This is a genomic window from Candidatus Amarolinea dominans (genome assembly GCA_016719785.1).
Classification (GTDB): Bacteria; Chloroflexota; Anaerolineae; order SSC4; family Amarolineaceae; genus Amarolinea; species Amarolinea dominans.
The window spans coordinates 174,249-192,936 of record JADJYJ010000006.1 but is presented as its reverse complement, the minus strand read 5'-3'; the positions used below and the strand labels follow the sequence as shown (position 1 = coordinate 192,936).

The window sequence follows — 18,688 nt, the reverse complement described above, 5'->3', positions numbered from 1 at the left end:
CCGAATTGCGGCTCACGCGGGCAGATGAAAATCGAGCAGGGGTGAGTGGAAGGGCTGCAGGAACAAAGCCTCGGCGTAGGCAAGCACGACGGCGCTGGCCGGCATGTCCATCTGGCCGTCGCGCACGCTCACGGTCGCGCCACTCAGCAGATCCACGTAGTCGCCGGCGGGCAGCGGCGCCTGCACCAGGCCCGCTTCCGCCCCCACGTTGAAGAGACCGTACAGGTTGCCGCCCTCACCCTGCCAGGCCGCCTGGATCAGCGGCTCGGCGGCCGTCAGCACGAACTGGCCCGTGGTCAGCGCCGGATGTTTCTTGAGCCGCGCCAGCGTGGTCAGGAACGGCTGCCAGGCGTAGTCGCCCCAAACCACCTTATCCACGTCGAACAGCGAAGGCGTGTGCGTGGCGCCGGCCTCCTGCCCCGCGTAGATCAGGAACGCGCCGCGGTTGAACGCTTCGAACGCAGTCCAGGCCAGCGCCTGGTCGAGCGATGGCGCCAGACGCATGATGCGCATCTGGTCATGATTCTCCACACAGCGCAGCTTGATGAAATTGTCTGGATAGATGGCGTCCTGAAAGCGCAGCATCTCCAGATAGCGCGCCACGGACGCCTGCCCCAAGACGACTGCCTGCCAGACCGGCCAGATGTCGTAGTTATAGGTCAGGTCGAAGGCCTGGTACAGCTCACCGTCGGAGAGTCCGCTCAGATTCACGGAGCGGCGGTGGGCCACCCAGGCGGCATGCACCGACTCCGCCAGCCAGATCACGCCTGGTTTGACCTGCGCGACGGCCGCGCGCGCCCGGCGCCAGAAATCAACCGGCAGCAGTGAAGCCACGTCGCAGCGAAAACCATCCACCCCAAACTCGGCCCACATTTGCAGCGTGGTGATCAGGTACAGCGCCAGTTCCTCATTGGGATGCTTCAGGTCAATCACATCGCTCCAATCCGGCACGGTCGTCATTGGTTTGCCGCTGGCGTCCTGATGATACCAGTCGGGATGCTGGCGCACCAGCACAGAATCGTGCGCGGTGTGATTGTAAACGACATCAATCATCACCTTCAAGCCCAAGCGATGCGCCGCGGCGATCAGGCGCGCAAAGTCTGCTTTGGTACCATATTCGGGATTGACTGCACGATAATCCAGGATAGAGTATGGACAGCCGAGGCTGCCTTTCTTGTTGAGCTGGCCGATGGGATGGATGGGCATGAACCAGACAATGTCCACGCCCATGCTTGCCAGCCGCGGCAGGTCAGCCTCCACATCGGCAAAGGCGCCGTGCGGCCCGTGATTGCGCACGTAGACTTCGTAGATGACCAGGTTACGGTAGTTTTTTGGTGTATCGAATGCCATATCTCGTTTCTTTCCAGGTGAGGCGCACATGGCGTCTCTGATAGTATATCGGCCGCGGTCGAGTTGATCGAGTTGGGCGGTCATGGTAAGATATACTCCCCCAACATCCCCCAACGTTCGAGAGTCCCTCGCCTTGCGCGCCTCCGGCGCCATGTCATTATACGCCAGCAGACCCGTCCAGCCAAACAAGACCAGCGCTGGCGGCTGCGGCCGCCGAATGAATTCGGGGCGAAGGGGCGTTCCGCCGCAAGGTCGGCCTGCGCCGACCGGCGTGACGTCAACGCAGATTACTGGTACACGGATTAACACCGATGGACACGGATATGAAAACGATCAGTGTGAATCCGTGTTGATCCGTGTACTAATCCTGTTGCCCGGCGGTACGCCCATCAGGCGCGGTTTCAATCGTTCGCCTGCGGCGGGGCGCAGCCTGGGCAGTTATGTTCCCCCGCAGATTCGACCAGACGTGCTCCGCACTGCCGGCAGTGCTGCGCGCCTGGTGCGTGACACGGAGGTGTCCCCATGAAACAATGGATGCGCGCAGTAACCGTGACGTTCGTCATGGTGTTCGTTTTACAGCCAGGGATGCCCCTCCACCATACCCCACGCGCGGTTGCTCAGCCGCTCGTTCCTCTGTGCGATACGGCAACGGCCGTCAGCGCCACCTTCAACAGCACCGCCATCGCGGCCGGCAACACGCTCTGGTTTGTCAACCGTCTGAAGATCAGCGGCATGGGTGCCAACGTCACCACGATCTACGCCCGGCAGGCCACAATTTCATTTACCGCCAACGGTACGCCCTACACCCTGCCGGCGCCCGACGCCCGCATCATCTTCGACCCAGCCGCCAGCACCACAACGACCAGTTTCGACAGCGCCACGCAGCAGTGGGTGACGCGTGTCTCGCCGGGGAATTTTAGCCGCAATGTCTTTGCCGGTGGATTGGCCTTGACGGTCCCGGCCGGCGGCTTTCCGGGCAGCACCGGCCCCGTGACCTGGACCGCCACCTTTACCGTGGATCAACCGGGCATCACCCTTACCTGGAATTGGGCGGCCGCGGTCTACACCAGTTTCAGCACGAACTACAACGCGGTCGGCGTCAAACCGGTGGACGGGAACACCCAAAATCCCTATGACAACAACGATCAGGCCGGCACACCCGAAAATTACAAAGGCGCCGTCACAGCCGGCGCCACCGGCAACGGCGGTTCCAACTACACCGGCTCCTGGACCGGCAATCGCACGGTGACGCCCTGCCGGCTGTACCAGATCGGCGATCTTGTCTGGAACGACGCCAACGGCGATGGCGTGCAGACGGCCGGCGAGAGCGGTCTCGGCAGCGTCCAGGTCAATCTCTTCAGCGCTGTCGGCGTGCTGCTCGACTCCACCATGACCCAGGCCAGCGGCGCTTTCGCGCTGTTGGCGGCGCCGGGCGATTACTACCTGGAGTTTGTGGCGCCGGCCAGTTACGTGTTCACGCAGCCCAACCAGGGCGCCAATCCGGCGCTCGACAGCGACGCCGACCCTCTGTCCGGGCAGACGCCGGTCTTTACCCTGGGCGCTGCGGCCGACCTGACCTGGGACGCGGGGCTTCACCTGGCCGCGTCGCTGGGCGACCGCGTGTGGTACGACCGCAATCACAACGGCGTGCAGGATGGCAGTGAACCAGGCGCGCCCGATGTCGGCGTGTTCCTGTACGACGAATGGCAATCCTTGGTAGATGTGCAATTGACCGACGAAAATGGCTACTACGCCTTCGACGGGCTGCACGCCGGCGATTACATCATTCAGTTCGAGTTGGTGGATGGCTACGGCTTCACCGCGCCGGCCATGGGCGGTAACGCCGATCTCGACAGCGACGCCGATCCTGATAGCGGCGAGACCGCGACCATCACGCTGACGGCCGGCGGCGCCGATTCCAGCTGGGATGCCGGGCTGGTGCGACTGGGCGCGTTGGGCGACCGGGTCTGGTACGATGCCAATCAGAACGGTATCCAGAACATCGGCGAGCCGGGCCTGCCCAACGTGCCGCTGACCCTCTACGGTGACAGCAATGGCAATGGCACGCTGCAACCCGGCCTGGATGAGATGATCGCCACGCGCGTCACGAGCGCGGATGGCAGTTTTCTGTTCAACGCGCTGGCGCCCGCCGTCTACTTCGTAGATGTCGGGACACTGCCCGGCGCGACCAGCGGCGCCGCTTCAGTCAGCGGGCCGCAGAGCCTGCCGGATCCTGGCGGCCCCTTGACGCTGACTGACGGTCAGGTCTGGCGCGATGCTGATTTTGGCTTCGTCCTGCAGCCCGGCCCCAACCAGGCCATCGTAGGCGACAGCGTCTGGTTCGACGGCAACAGCGACGGGCGCCAGCAGCGGGGAGAGCCGGGCATCGCGAATCTGCAGATTTGCGCCACGCCCACCGCCGGCGGCGCGGCCATCTGCGGCCAGACCGACGCCAACGGTCATTTTCTGCTGGCCCTTGCGCCCGGCGCCTACAGCGTGGCGCCACCCACTCCGCCGGCCGGTTTACAGGCTACCGTAGCGGTGGGGACGCCGTTCTCCGTGGTCGCGGGCGAGCAGGCGCTTGGCGTTGACCTGGGCTACGGCAACCCCACGGAAGCCCCGCTGGGCAGCATCGGCAACCTGGTTTTCAACGACGCCAATTACGATGGCGTTTTCGACGCGGGCGATAGCCCATTGGCCGGCGTCACGGTGGACATGATCCAGGACAGCAACGAAAATGATGCCTGGGATGCGGGCGAGCCGATCCTGGCGACGGTGACGACCAATGCCGCCCTGGACGCCAACAACGGGAATTACATTTTTCTGGGCGTTCCGGCCGGACGCTTCCTGATTCATGTCAGCGACACCAACGGCGCCCTGCTCGATTACAACCAGGGTTCGTTGGGGCAACCGGACACCGATAATCACAGCCAGAGCGACCCGTATGTCGTTGTCGTGGCGAGCGGGGACAGCAGCGTGCTGGCCGATTTTGGCTACTATGTCCGCATTCAGCCCAGCGTTGGGCTGATCGGCAATCAAGTGTGGATGGACAACGATGGCGATGGCCTGTACAGCGCCGGCGGCAGCGATGATGAACTGGCCGGCGTGACGCTTGAGCTGCTGCAGAACGACGTGGTGACGCGCACGGTGACCAGCGGCGCTGGCGGCGCGTACGCGTTCACCGGTTTAGCGGCCGGCGCCTACCAGGTGCGCGTGGCCGATCCCTTTGGGGTTCTGAACGGCTACATGGTGACAGCCCTCGGCCCGCAGCCCGGCGCGGATGCCAACAACCAGGCGCAGCCATTCAGCGTCACCCTGACCGACGGCGGCGCGGTGGTCAGCGCCGATTTTGGCTATCGCCGCGCCGGCGTGACCGTTGGCGGTATTGCCTGGCTGGACAGCAACGGCAACGGTATCTACAACACGGGCGAGCAGATGATGAACAACGTCAATCTGCGCATCACCAACAGCGGCGGCGCCACGATGGGCGATGTGATCACCGGGCCGGCGGGCGGCTTTGCCAGCGGCCTGTACAGCCTGGGCAACCTGGCCGCGGGGCAGTACACCGCCGCCTTCCTGGCCGGGCCGCCGGGCTACACCCTGATTGGGCCGGCCAGCCTGACCACCGCGTACCTGGCGCTTGGGCAGAGCGATCTGAACCTCAATTTTCCGTTCATCAACCCCACGGCGGTGCAGGTCGTTGACTTTGCTGCCTGGCAGTTGGCCGATGGCCGCGTGAGGGTGGCCTGGCAGACCGCGGCCGGCGCGGCCGGGTTGGAATTCCACGTCTGGCGCGCGACCAGTGCGGACGGCATCTACCAGCGGCTGACCAGCGCGCCCATCGCGGGTCAGGAGATTGGCGGCGCCAGCTACGAATGGGTGGATGAGACGGCCGTCGCGGGCAAGGCCTATTTCTACCGGCTGGAGGCGCTGCCCTCCGGTCAAATGATCGGGCCGGTGTCCGCGCGACTGTGGGGTATGCAGCTCTTCTTACCCCTGATGCGCATCGGCGGTTGATGAACACACAAGAAATGAGAAGCCCTGTAAGGAAATTGTAAGGTTTATACCTACACATTTCGTAGGGACTGGATTTATAATGAACATCAGTAGTCGCGCCTCTCTGCGCTTCTGCCTTGCCCTCCGCTAATTTTCAAGGTTGGCGATTTTCTGTGGCAGTGGGAGTTCACTGTCACAGAATGGAGCCAGGAAAATAATCGTCAAGGCTGAAGCTGCCTCATTTGACACCCTTTTCATCAATCCAAACACAAGTGACGGAGCTTTGGTAATCGGTGTAACCTGGTATCGAAGCGAATACCGGGAAATCAAAGGAGTCATTTGTGTACAACATGAGGAACAACCATCACTGGTTGGAATTCAGCGCGGGTCTGATCCTGCTGATTTGGGCGGGATTGGGCCTGGGGAGTGCCAGGATCGTGCAAGCTGCCCCGGCAGCAAGCGGCGTGCAGTGGATCATCGAGGCATGGCCCTCGGCCGACTGCAGCGGCTGGTCGGTAAACTTCGTGGGCTGGAATTCCACGGCCGAATCGTGGCGCGTCAAGGTGGATGGCACAATTATTGCCACCGGCACGACCCATGGCAACGAAACGGTGCAAGGGACGTGGTCCGGCTCGATTGATCTGTCTGTCCATCACAGTTTTCGTGTGGAAATCTACGAAAACGGCAACTGGTTGGGGCGCGACGAAAGCGACGGCTTTGGCCCTTGTACGGCCACGGCTACCAGAACCCCCACCGCAACACCAACCAAAACCAGAACCCCTACCTCAACACCAACCAAAACCAGAACCCCCACCGCAACACCGACTTCGCCGAACACGGCAACGCCAACAGCAACACCGGTGGGCTTCTGTCCGTCCGGTCTGTTGACCAATCCGAGCTTCGAGACCGTGAACGGGTCCGGTTTTCCTACCGGCTGGACACTGGAAAGCGGCGAGGCCTCGACCACGAACTATCTGCCCAATGAGCCAGATGGCGCGCGCATCGGTTGGTCGCGCTACAGCGGCGGGCAGTCCGGCGTGCTCTCTCAACAGGCCGCGGCCGCGGTCGGCGTTACGTACAACATGACCTTCTACGTCGGCTCGCATGAACCCAGTTGGAAGACCACCATCGCGATCCGCTTCTACAACGCGGGAGGCACAGAAATCGGCACGGCTGCCGTCCATACCGTTATTTGGGACATGGAGAGCAGCGGGGCGAACCCCAGTCTCGGCGGCCCCTACACGCTCAGCGCCACCGCGCCGGCCAACGTCGCCCACTTGAAGGTCATCTTGCGCGATACCGACAGCTCCGGCAACGCCTACACCAAGGCCGACGCCATGTGTCTTACCCAATCAGCGCCCACCGCCACGCCGACCCGAACTTCGACGCCGACGGCTACGCCCACCAAGACCCCAACAGCCACGCCCACGGCGACGCGCACTAACACTCCAACAGCTACGCCGACGGCCACGCCCACGGCTACGCGCACCAACACGCCGACGGCTACGCCGACCAAAACCCCGACAGCCACGCCGACGGCTACGCCCACCAACACCCCGACGGCGACGCCCACCAATACCCCAACGCCGTTGCCTGGCGCCATCGGTGACTTCGTCTGGTACGACAGCGATCACGATGGCATCGAGGATGTGGGCGAGCCGGGCATCCCGAACGTGACGATGGCGCTCTACCGCGACACCGATGGCAGCGGCACACTGACCGCCGGTGACACCCTGGTGGGCACCCGCACCACCGATGCGGATGGCGGCTATCTGTTCAACAACCTGCCGCCGGCCACCTACTTCGTGGATGTGACCGACGCCAACAACGTGCTGGTCGGGCTGACACACGTCGTTGCCAACCAGAGCCAACCTGACCCGACGGGCGCCATCGTGCTGGGCGCCAGCGAGGTCTACAAGGACGCCGACTTCGGCTACTACCAGACGCCCACCTCCGGCTACGCCATCATCGGCGACACGGTCTGGTACGATGACAACAGCGACGGTATCCAGCAGCCGGGCGAGCCGGGTATCCCGAACATTCAGGTTTGCGCGACGCCCACGGGCGGCGGCGCTTCCATCTGCGACACCACCGACAGCAACGGTCATTACCTGATCGAAGTACCGGCCGGTTCCTACAGCGTCGCGCCGATCAACCCGCCGGCGAGCTACCTGGCGACCACGCCGGTTCCGCACCTGCTGACCGTGCAGATTGGCGAGCAGTACCTGGACGCGGACTTCGGTTACGACGACAAGAATGGCCCGCTACTGGGCACGATTGGCGACCTGGTCTTCCTGGACGCCAACAAGGACGGCGTCTGCAACAGCGGTGACAGCGCCCTGTCCGGCGTCAGTGTGGATTTGATCCGCGACAGCAACGCGAACAACGCCTGGGACGCGGGCGAGCCGATCATCGCCACGGTGACCACCGTGGGCGGCACGGCCTGCAGCGCGGGCAACTACCTGTTCAGCGGCGTCCCGGGTGGTCGCTACCTGGTGCATGTCAGCGACACCAACGCGGTGCTGTTCGACTACACCAAGTCGCCACTGGGCGCGGCCGGGGTGGACAACAACAACCAGGCTGACCCCTACGCCATCAACCTGGCGCCAGGCGGCAGCAACACAACGGCCGACTTCGGCTACTATCCGCTCGATCGCACCAACATCGGCGTCATCGGCAACCAGGTCTGGGCGGAAGAGGACTACGACGGTCTGTTCGACGCCAACGGCAGCGATGTCGGTCAGGCGGGCGTGACGGTGCAGTTGCTCAAGAACAGCGCGGTCATCGCCACGACGACGACCGGCGCCAGCGGCGACTACGCCTTCGTCAGTCTGCCCGGCGGCACGTACCAGGTGCGCGTCAGCGACAGCTTCGGCGTGCTGGCCGGCTACGTGGTGACGCTGCTCGGGCCGAATCCGGGTCAGGACAACAACAACCAGGCGCAGGCCTACCAGGTGGTGCTGCCGCAGGGCGGCTACAACCTGACGGCCGACTTTGGCTACATCAAGCTCGGCGCCATCGGCGACTTCGTCTGGTACGACAAGGATCACGACGGCATCGAGGATGTGGGCGAGCCGGGTATCCCGAACGTGACCGTCGCGCTCTACCGCGACGATGATAGCAACGGCACGCTGAGCGGCGGAGACACCCTGGTGGGTACCCTGACCACCGATGCGGATGGCGGCTACCTGTTCAACAACCTGCCGCCGGCCACCTACTTCGTGGATGTGACCGATACCAACAACGTGCTGGCCGGTCTGACCCATGTCATCGCCAACCAGAGCCAGCCTGACCCGACAGGCGCGATCGTGCTGGGCGCCGGCGATGTCTACAAGGACGCGGACTTCGGCTACTACCAGACGCCGACGACGGGCAAGGCGATCATCGGCGACACCGTCTGGTACGATGACAATGGCGACGGCGTGCAGCAGCCGGGCGAGCCGGGCATCCCCAATGTGCAGGTCTGTGCGACGCCCATGGCCGGTGGGGCTGCGATCTGCGACACCACCGACAGCAACGGTCATTACCTGATCGAAGTGCCGGCCGGTTCCTACAGCGTGGCGCCGATCAACCCGCCCGCCGGCTACAGCCCCACCACGCCGGTGCCGCACAGCCCGGTGATCGTGCTGGCCGGGGATCAGTACCTGAAGGCCGACTTCGGCTATGACGATACCAGCAACAACCTGCTGGGCACGATCGGCAACCTGGGCTTCCTGGATGCCAACAAGGACGGGGTTTACAACGGCAGCGACATGCCGTTCCCGGGCGTCAGCGTAGACCTGATTCGCGACAGCAATGCAAACACGGTTTGGGATGCGGGCGAGCCGATCATCGCGACCGTGACCACGGCCAGCAGCCTGGATGCCGACACCGGCAACTACCTGTTCAGCGGGTTGACCGCTGGACGCTACCTGGTGCATGTCAGCGACACCAACGGGGTGCTCTACGGCTACACCAAGTCGCCGTTGGGCGCGGCCGGGGTGAACAACAACAACCAGGCCGACCCCTACGCGGTGATCCTGCCGGTGGGCGGCGACAATCTGACCGCTGACTTCGGCTACCACCTGACCGACCGCCCCATGGGCGCCATCGGCAACCAGGTGTGGATCGAGAAAGATAACAATGGCTTGTTCGCGGTGGCGAGCGGCGATTACGGCCAGCACGGCGTGACAGTGCAACTGCGCCAGAACAGCGTGGTGATTGCCACGACGACGACGGGCGCCAGCGGGGACTACGTCTTCGTCGGTCTGCAGGCCGGCAGCTACGACGTGCGCGTGAGCGATGCCTTCGGAGTGCTGACCGGCTATGCGCCCACGGTGTTAGGTCCCAACCCCGGGCAAGACAACAACAACCAGGCTCAACCCTACGCAGTGAATCTGGCGCAGGGCCAGTTCAACCCGACCGCGGACTTCGGCTATGCTCCCGGCCCGACCGTGTTGAAGGACAGCACGATCGGCAACCTGGTGTGGGTGGACCGCAACGCAGACGGCCTCTACCAGGGCGGCGAGCCGGGCATCGGCAATGTCACCGTGGAGCTGTGGTACGACGTCAACGGCAACTGCGCCCTCGATCAGTTCGATTTCCTGGTGGACACCAAACTGACGAGCAGCAGCATCATGTTGGGCGGCAACTACCGCTTCAGCGACGAGTTCCCGGCCGGCAACTACGTGGTGATCGTGACCGACGCCAACCAAGTGTTGACCACCTACACCAAGTCCAGCGGCCCCAATGCGGGTCAGGACAACAACAGCCAGGTCAACCCGTACTGCATTCAGAACTTCAACCCGACGGGCGTGGGCGACACCAACCTGACGGCTGACTTCGGCTACTGGCAGCCGGTGACGGTGGGCGACTTCACGTGGGTGGACACCAACGGCAATAACGTCTACGACCCGGCTCAGGAACTACCGTTGAGCGGCATCGTGGTACAGGTCAAGGACAGCAGCAATACGGTCATCGCCACGCTGACGACCGGGCCAGCCGGTGGTTTCCCGCCCGGCACCTACCTGGTGAGTGGACTGCCGCCCGGTCAGTACACCGCCACCGTGCTCCCGCAGCCGAACGGCTATCTGCCCTCCGGGCCAACCACGCTGACCAGCGTCGTATTGCTCAGCGGGCAGAGCGACCTGACGCTCGACTTCCCGTTCATTGCCCCGACCAGTGTGTGGGTAACGCAGTTCACCGCGACGCAGCGCAGCGGCGGGCCGGTGACGCTGGCGTGGACTACGCTGGCCGAGGGGAGCAACAGCGGCTTCCACGCCTGGCGCGCGACCAGTGCGGACGGCGTCTACCAGCAGATGACCAGTGCGCCGGTTGCCAGCCAGGCGGTTGGCGGGAGCGGCGCCAGCTACGAGTGGATAGACGAGTCGGCCGTCGCGGGCAAGGCCTACTTCTACCGCCTGGAGGCGCTGCCCTCCGGTCAGATGATCGGGCCGGTGTCCGCGCGGCTGTGGGGCATGCAGATCTTCGTGCCCGTCGTGCGCACGAGTGGTTGGTGAAATGAATCGGTAACGCGGGCCTCGGCCCCCCTTGCGAAGGCTGGGGGGGCCGAGGTCGGCCATCGCTCCGCCGCAACGGCGCGAGAGGCGTAGGTCCGGCCTCCTGGCCGGACGACGTTGGACGAGGGAAGCAAGCTCTGCGGCGGAGGGCGTCGTCACGCCGGAGGCGTGACCTACGGCTTGGGGCCTGTCACGCGGCGGAGGACGTCGTCACGCCGGAGGCGTGACCTACGGCAACGGTGAAACCGGCCTGATCTCTTGATCGGGCCGGTTTCGTTTGCCATGCTGCTAAAGTAGGCCAAATTACTTTTCTCGCTCATCAGGCGCCCCACCGCCAATTTGCCATCGGACTAATCTGTAAACCGTATCATAATCACCGTTCAGTTCAGTTTGCCCCAGGTCATTGCTCCACCGCCGCACCTTTCTCGAAATTGTAAGGCAATCGAAAGGTTAAAGCCTATGCGTGCGCCATCATTAGTGGCTATAATGAAAAATACCCGGGTCGTGTTGAAGATTCTGCGCAAGGTAACGCAGAAACACCTACTAAGTCAGGGCAGTTAGCTGCTTGACAGAGCGCACGACAATAACCGGGCAGAAGATCGCACCGTTCGCGGTCATTCAATAGTTTTCAGTTGACCAGCAAAGAAAGCGCCAGGTCAACTGGCGGCCTGGCAGAATGACATCGGACGATATGGAAGGGGAGGATGTTATGCGTAGACACCACACAAGTAGGCGATTGCTAGGATTTGCGCTTGTAGCAGTTATTGCGATGCTGTCGTTTCGGCCATTCACATCGGTGCAGGCTGCGACAGAACGGCAACGATTGGGATTTCCCTCAATGATACCGACTGAGCCTACAGTCCAGATCGGCGGTGTCAACCTGGGCAACCTACCGGACTATCTGTTCTTCTTTGCTGATGCCCACACCGATGCCAACTGGCAAGGAGCAACAAAAGGTTTCGTTGGAGATGTAGCTGTGGATGGCGTCGAGGCCAGCGAGCGCACTTCTGGCGGTGTGCCCTATGCCGGGACGATTTTCACCAATGACACGACTCTCAGCGCCTGGCAGGGCATTGTCAATCAGAACGCGGGGCAAGCGTTTGGCAGCACCGGGAATATTGCGCTGATTTCGCAACTGGAGGGCGATCTGAACAACGCCTTTCTCCAGATCAATGCACTTCCGGCGACTCTGGGATACGCCAGCGTTTCATCCACCTCATTGGATGGCATTGACACGACCAATGGTGTCGCACAGACCCTTGTGATCAACGTGACTTCCGGGTTCGGGATTTCCAGCCAAATTGACATAACTGGCGATGCCAATGATGCCTTCATCCTTCGTTGGGATACGGACGCCAACTTCAGCAACGGCTATGATGGCCAGGTAAAGTTTCAGAGCGGCGGTGCAATCGTGCCGCATGGCGGGCTGAAACCGACTAACTTCATCCACGTTGCCGGGGACATCAATGCGTCCGGCGGTGGCAGCACGCCTTCAGCGCCATACCCGCAGGGTCCTCGCCTGAACGATGGACAGAGCGCTCTTTGCACGGGTTGTGCAGATTTCAGCGGCGGCGGTTTCTTCACGGGCTATTGGCTGACCACAGGGTCACCCACCAACCCTGCCGATGCAACGCACTCGGTGCCCTATGGCGATAGCTCTTCGCTGAGCAACGGCATCTTTGTCGGTGGTTGGTACAGCATCAACACGAAATTCAGTATGACTTCCGGTACGAGCGGGGTCTATGTATCTCCGCCGGCTGCGCCCGCGATTGCGGTCAAGAAGTACGTGTCGGTAGATAACCAGGCAACCTGGGATGATGCGGAGAGTGCCCCAGGACCAACTGCTATCGAGAGCAGCAGCGTCTATTTTCGCTTCGAGGTGACCAACACGGGTGATGTGACGCTGACGAATGTCACACTGAGCGACAGCGACTTCAGCCCGCTGACCGGCTGTACCGTCCCGGCGACGTTGAATGCTGGCCAGAGCTACTCCTGTGTGTATGGCCCGGTGACAGCGGTGGTTGGGCAACACGAGAACACGGCAACGGTGCAAGGCAGTTACGGCGGCGCGACATACAGCGATACGGACAAAGCCCATTACTATGGAACGCCGGTGGGTGCAATTGGCGACTTCGTCTGGTACGACAGGGATCAGGATGGCATCGAGTATGTGGGCGAGCCGGGCATTCCGAATGTGACGATCCAGCTACGGCGAGACAGCAATGGCAATAATATCCTCGATCCAGGTGACGAGTATTTCGCTGATACCGTGACCGACGCCGATGGGGGTTATTTCTTTACCGACCTTCCATCAGGGACCTACTTTGTTGATGTGACTGATACGAACAACGTGCTGGCGGGCCTGACCGATATCGTGGCGAATCAGAGCAAACCCGACCCCACCGCCGCGATCGCGCTCAGCTCCGGCCAGGTCTACAAGGATGCGGACTTCGGCTACTACCAGGCGCCGACCTCTGGCAACGCGATCATCGGTGACACCGTCTGGTACGACGACAACGGCGACGGTATCCAGCAGCCGGGCGAGCCGGGTATCCCGAATATCCAGGTCTGCGCCACGCCAACGGGCGGCGGCGCTGCGATCTGTGACACGACCGACAGCAACGGTCATTATCTGATCAGTGTGCCTGCCGGCTCCTACAACGTCGCCCCGACCAACCCACCGGCTGGCTACACCGCCACCACCATCGTTCCTCATCCGGTCACGGTGCAGATCGGCCAGCAGTATCTCGACGCCGACTTCGGCTACAACGACCCGCCGACGCAGCCGCAACTGGGAACGATCGGCAACCTGGTCTTCCTGGACGCCAACAAGGATGGCATCTGCAATGCGGGCGATAGCCCGTTGGCAGGCGTCAGCGTGGATCTGATCCGCGACAGCAACGCCGACGGCATCTGGGATGCGGGCGAGCCGATCATCGCCACCGTCACCTCCAGCGCCGGGACGGCCTGCACGGCGGGCAACTACCAGTTCACCGGTCTGCCGGCCGGCCCCTACCTGGTGCATGTCAGCGACACCAACGCGGTCCTGACGGACTACACCAAGTCGCCGCTCGGCGCCGCCGGTGTGGACAACAACAACCAGGCCGACCCCTACGCCGTCAACCTGCCGACCGCCGGCAGTAACTTGACCGCCGATTTCGGCTACTACCCCGATGACCACACCAACATCGGCGTCATCGGCAACCAGGTCTGGATCGAGTACGACAGCAACGGCATCTTCAACCCGTTGGTCACCGATGTCGGCCAGGCCGGCGTGACCGTGGAACTGCTGCAGAACAGTGTGGTGATTGCCACCACGACGACCGGCGCCGGCGGCGATTACGCCTTCGTCAGCCTGCCCGCTGGGAACTACCAGGTGCGGGTCAGCGACACCTTCAAGGTGCTCAAGGATTACGTGCTGACGGTGCTCGGCCCCAATCCGGGCCAGGACAACAACCATCAGGCGCAGCCGTATGCGGTCAGCCTGGCGCAGGGCGGCTTCAACCTGACGGCCGACTTCGGCTACACCCAAGTACGGTGCGATTGGCGACTTCGTCTGGTATGACACCGACAAGGACGGCATCGAGGATGTGGGCGAGCCGGGCATCCCGAACGTCACCGTGGCGCTCTATCGGGACACCGATGGCAGCGGCACGCTGACTGCCGGTGACACCCTGGTGACGACCACGACGACGGACGCGGACGGCGGCTACATCTTCAAGAACCTGGTGCCCGGCGCCTACTTCGTGGACGTGACCGACACCTACAACGTGCTGGCCGGGCTGACGCACATCGTCGCCAACCAGAGCCAGCCTGACCCAACGAATCCAATCACCCTCGGCCTCGGCCAGGTCTACAAGGATGCTGACTTCGGCTATGTCCAGCAGCCAGGCTCCGGCAAGGCCATCATCGGCGATACGGTGTGGTACGACGACAACGGCGACGGCATCCAGCAGCCGGGCGAGCCGGGCATCCCGAACATCCAGGTCTGCGCGACGCCCACAGGCGGCGGCGCTTCCATCTGCGACACCACCGACAGCAACGGTCATTACCTGATCGAAGTGCCGGCTGGCTCCTACAGCGTGGCGCCGATCAACCCGCCGGCGAACTACACCGCGACCACGCCGGTCCCGCACCTGCTGACCGTGCAGATTGGCGAGCAGTACCTGGACGCGGACTTCGGTTATGACGACAAGAATGGCCCGCTACTGGGCACGATTGGCGACCTGGTCTTCCTGGACGCCAATAAGGACGGCGTCTGCAACAGTGGTGACAGCGCCCTCTCCGGCGTCAGCGTGGATCTGATCCGCGACAGCAACGCCAACAACGCCTGGGACGCGGGCGAGCCGATCATCGCCACGGTCACTACCGTGGGCGGCACGGCCTGCAGCGCGGGCAACTACCTGTTCAGCGGCGTCCCGGGCGGCCGCTACCTCGTGCATGTCAGCGACACCAATGCGGTGCTGTTCGACTACACCAAGTCGCCGCTGGGCGCGGCCGGGGTGGATAACAACAACCAGGCTGACCCCTACGCCATCAACCTGGCGCCAGGCGGCAGCAACACAACGGCCGACTTCGGCTACTATCCGCTCGATCGCACCAACATCGGCGTCATCGGCAACCAGGTCTGGACCGAAGAGGACTACAACGGCCTGTTCGACGCCAACGGCAGCGATGTCGGTCAGGCGGGCGTGACAGTGCAGTTGCTCAAGAACAGCGCGGTCATCGCCACGACGACGACCGGCGCCAGCGGCGACTACGCCTTCGTCAGTCTGCCCGGCGGCACGTACCAGGTGCGCGTCAGCGACAGCTTCGGCGTGCTGGCGGGCTACGTGGTGACGCTGCTCGGACCGAATCCGGGCCAGGACAACAACAATCAGGCGCAGGCCTACCAGGTGGTGCTGCCGCAGGGCGGCTACAACCTGACGGCCGACTTTGGCTACATCAAGCTCGGCGCGATTGGTGACTTCGTCTGGTACGACAAGGATCACGACGGCATCGAGGATGTGGGCGAGCCGGGCATCCCGAACGTGACCGTCGCGCTCTACCGCGACGATGACAGCAACGGCACGCTGAGCGGCGGCGACACCCTGGTGGGTACCCTGACCACCGACGCGGATGGCGGCTACCTGTTCAACAACTTGCCGCCGGCCACCTACTTCGTGGATGTGACCGACGCCAACAACGTGCTGGCCGGGCTGACCCATGTCATCGCCAACCAGAGCCAGCCTGACCCGACGGCCGCGATCGTACTGGGCGCCGGCGATGTCTACAAGGACGCGGACTTCGGCTACTACCAGACGCCGACGACGGGCAAGGCCATCATCGGCGACACCGTCTGGTACGACGACAACGGCGACGGCGTGCAGCAGCCGGGCGAGCCGGGCATCCCCAATGTGCAGGTCTGCGCGACCCCCATGGCCGGCGGCGCGGCGATCTGTGACACCACCGACAGCAACGGTCATTACCTGATCGAAGTGCCGGCCGGTTCCTACAGCGTGGCGCCGATCAACCCGCCCGCCGGGTACACGGCCACCACGCCGGTGCCGCACAGCCCGGTGGTGGTGCTGGCCGGGGATCAGTATCTGAAGGCCGACTTTGGCTACGACGATACCGGCAACAACCTGCTGGGCACGATCGGCAACCTGGTCTTCCTGGATGCCAACCAGGATGGGGTTTACAACGGCAGCGACACGCCGTTCGCGGGCGTCAGCGTGGACCTGATCCGCGACAGTAACAGCAACGGCGTGTGGAACGCGGGCGAGCCGATCATCGCGACCGTGACCACGGCCAGCAGCCTGGATGCCGACACCGGCAACTACCTGTTCAGCGGGTTGACCGCTGGACGCTACCTGGTGCATGTCAGCGACACCAACGGGGTGCTCTACGGCTACACCAAGTCGCCGTTGGGCGCGGCCGGGGTGAACAACAACAACCAGGCCGACCCCTACGCGGTGATCCTGCCGGTGGGCGGCGACAATCTGACCGCCGACTTCGGCTACCACCTGACCGACCACCCCATGGGCGCCATCGGCAACCAGGTCTGGATCGAGAAAGACAACAACGGTCTATTCGACGCCAATGGCGCGGATGTGGGGCAGGCGGGCGTAACGGTGGAGCTGTTACAGAACAGCGTGGTGATTGCCACGACGACGACAGGCGCCAGCGGCGACTATGTCTTCGTCGGATTGCAGGCCGGCAGCTATGAGGTGCGAGTCAGCGATGCCTTCGGTGTGCTCACCGGCTATGCGCCGACGGTGGTGGGTCCCAACCCCGGCCAGGATAACAACAACCAGGCGCAGCCCTACGCGGTGAACCTGGCGCAGGGTCAGTTCAACCCGACCGCGGACTTCGGCTATGCTCCCGGCCCGACCGTGTTGAAGGATAGCACGATCGGCAACCTGGTGTGGGTGGACCGCAACGCAGACGGCCTCTACCAGGGCGGTGAGCCGGCCATCGGCAATGTCACCGTAGAACTGTGGTACGACGTCAACGGCAACTGCACTCTCGATCAGTTCGACTTCCTGGTGGACACCAAGCTGACGAGCAGCAGCATCGCGCTGGGCGGCAACTATCGCTTCAGCGGCGAGTTCCCGGCCGGCAACTACGTGGTGATCGTGACCGATGCCAACCAGGTGCTGACCAGCTACACCAAGTCTACCGGCCCCAACCCGGGTCAGAACAACAACAGCCAGGTCAACCCGTACTGCATTCAGAACTTCAACCCGACGGGCGTGGGCGACACGAACCTGACGGCTGACTTTGGCTACTGGCAGCCGGTAACGGTGGGCGACTTCACGTGGGTGGACACCAACGGCAACAACGTCTACGACCCGGGCCAGGAGCAGCCGTTGAGCGGCGTCGTGGTGCAGGTCAGGAACAGCAGCAACGTCGTGGTGGCCACGGTGACGACCGGGCCGGCCGGTGGTTTCCCGCCCGGCACCTACCTGGTGAGTGGACTGCCGCCCGGTCAGTACACCGCCACCGTGCTCCCGCAGCCGAACGGCTATCTGCCTTCCGGGCCGACCACGCTGACCAGCGTTGTATTGCTCAGCGGGCAGAGTGACCTGACCCTCGACTTCCCGTTCGTCTCGCCGACGAGCGTCCTGGTGACTAACTTCACCGCGACGCAGCGCAGCGGCGGGCCGGTGACGCTGGCCTGGACCACGCTGGCAGAAGGTGGCAACACCGGCTTCGACGTGTGGCGTGCGACCAGTGCGGATGGCGTCTATCAGCAGATGACCAGTGCGCCGGTTGCCAGCCAGGCGGTTGGCGGGAGCGGCGCCAGCTACGAATGGATAGACGAGTCGGCCGTCGCGGGCAAGGCCTACTTCTATCGCCTGGAGGCGCTGCCCTCCGGTCAGATGATCGGGCCGGTGTCTGCGCGGCTGTGGGGTATGCAGCTCTTCGTGCCCGTCGTGCGCATGAGTGGTTGGTGAACAGGCAAGAAATGAACTGATCCGCCCATGAACGAATTCACGGGCTGACATAATCAAACCCGCTGAGGCAGGTTGCCACCAACGCAACCCGCTTGAGCGGGTTTGACATATCAGACACCGAATTCATTCGGTGGGGCCACCAACGCAACCCGCTTGAGCGGGTTTGACATATCAGACACCGAATTCATTCGGTGGTGTTGGGCATGGCCGCGGCAGCCGGCTGATACCCGTGAATGAATTCACGGTCTGATACACCCCCGTGAATGAATTCACGGTCTGATACACACCCGTGAATGAATTCACGGTCTGATACACACCCGTGAATGAATTCACGGTCTGATACACACCCGTGAATGAATTCACGGTCTGATACACCGAAACCTGCTGAAGCAGGTTGGTGTGGGG

The 18,688-nt window shown here is 63.1% G+C and carries 5 protein-coding genes; 4 read left to right on the top strand and 1 reads right to left on the bottom strand.

The features are described 5' to 3' along the window. Positions 1-12 precede the first annotated feature (12 nt). Positions 13-1,350: an alpha-amylase gene (locus IPM84_09350; GenBank protein ID MBK9092969.1), complete on the bottom strand. Its 1,338-nt coding sequence runs from the start codon at positions 1,348-1,350 to the stop codon at positions 13-15. 522 nt (positions 1,351-1,872) lie between these two features. Here IPM84_09350 and IPM84_09345 point away from each other — a divergent pair. The 4 genes from IPM84_09345 to IPM84_09330 all read left to right on the top strand — a co-directional run bounded on the left by IPM84_09345 (position 1,873) and on the right by IPM84_09330 (position 18,283). After that, positions 1,873-5,367, top strand: coding sequence for a hypothetical protein (locus tag IPM84_09345; protein MBK9092968.1), 3,495 nt, complete (start codon positions 1,873-1,875; stop codon positions 5,365-5,367). A 320-nt stretch (positions 5,368-5,687) separates the two neighbouring features. Continuing rightward, positions 5,688-10,844 (top strand): hypothetical protein, encoded by a 5,157-nt coding sequence (locus tag IPM84_09340; GenBank protein ID MBK9092967.1) that lies wholly within the window; start codon positions 5,688-5,690, stop codon positions 10,842-10,844. Positions 10,845-11,682: 838 nt separating this feature from the next. Beyond that, on the top strand, positions 11,683-14,409 hold the full coding sequence (locus IPM84_09335) for a hypothetical protein (protein MBK9092966.1): 2,727 nt from the start codon (positions 11,683-11,685) through the stop codon (positions 14,407-14,409). A 25-nt stretch (positions 14,410-14,434) separates the two neighbouring features. After that, a complete protein-coding gene (locus IPM84_09330) occupies positions 14,435-18,283 on the top strand; it encodes a hypothetical protein (protein MBK9092965.1) in 3,849 nt (1,282 codons plus the stop codon). Positions 18,284-18,688 lie beyond the last annotated feature (405 nt).

Coding starts and splice junctions, on each gene's coding strand:
- IPM84_09350 (MBK9092969.1), bottom strand. CDS start 1,350: ATGGCATTCGATACACCAAAAAACTACCGTAACCTGGTCATCTACGAA.
- IPM84_09345 (MBK9092968.1), top strand. CDS start 1,873: ATGAAACAATGGATGCGCGCAGTAACCGTGACGTTCGTCATGGTGTTC.
- IPM84_09335 (MBK9092966.1), top strand. CDS start 11,683: ATGATACCGACTGAGCCTACAGTCCAGATCGGCGGTGTCAACCTGGGC.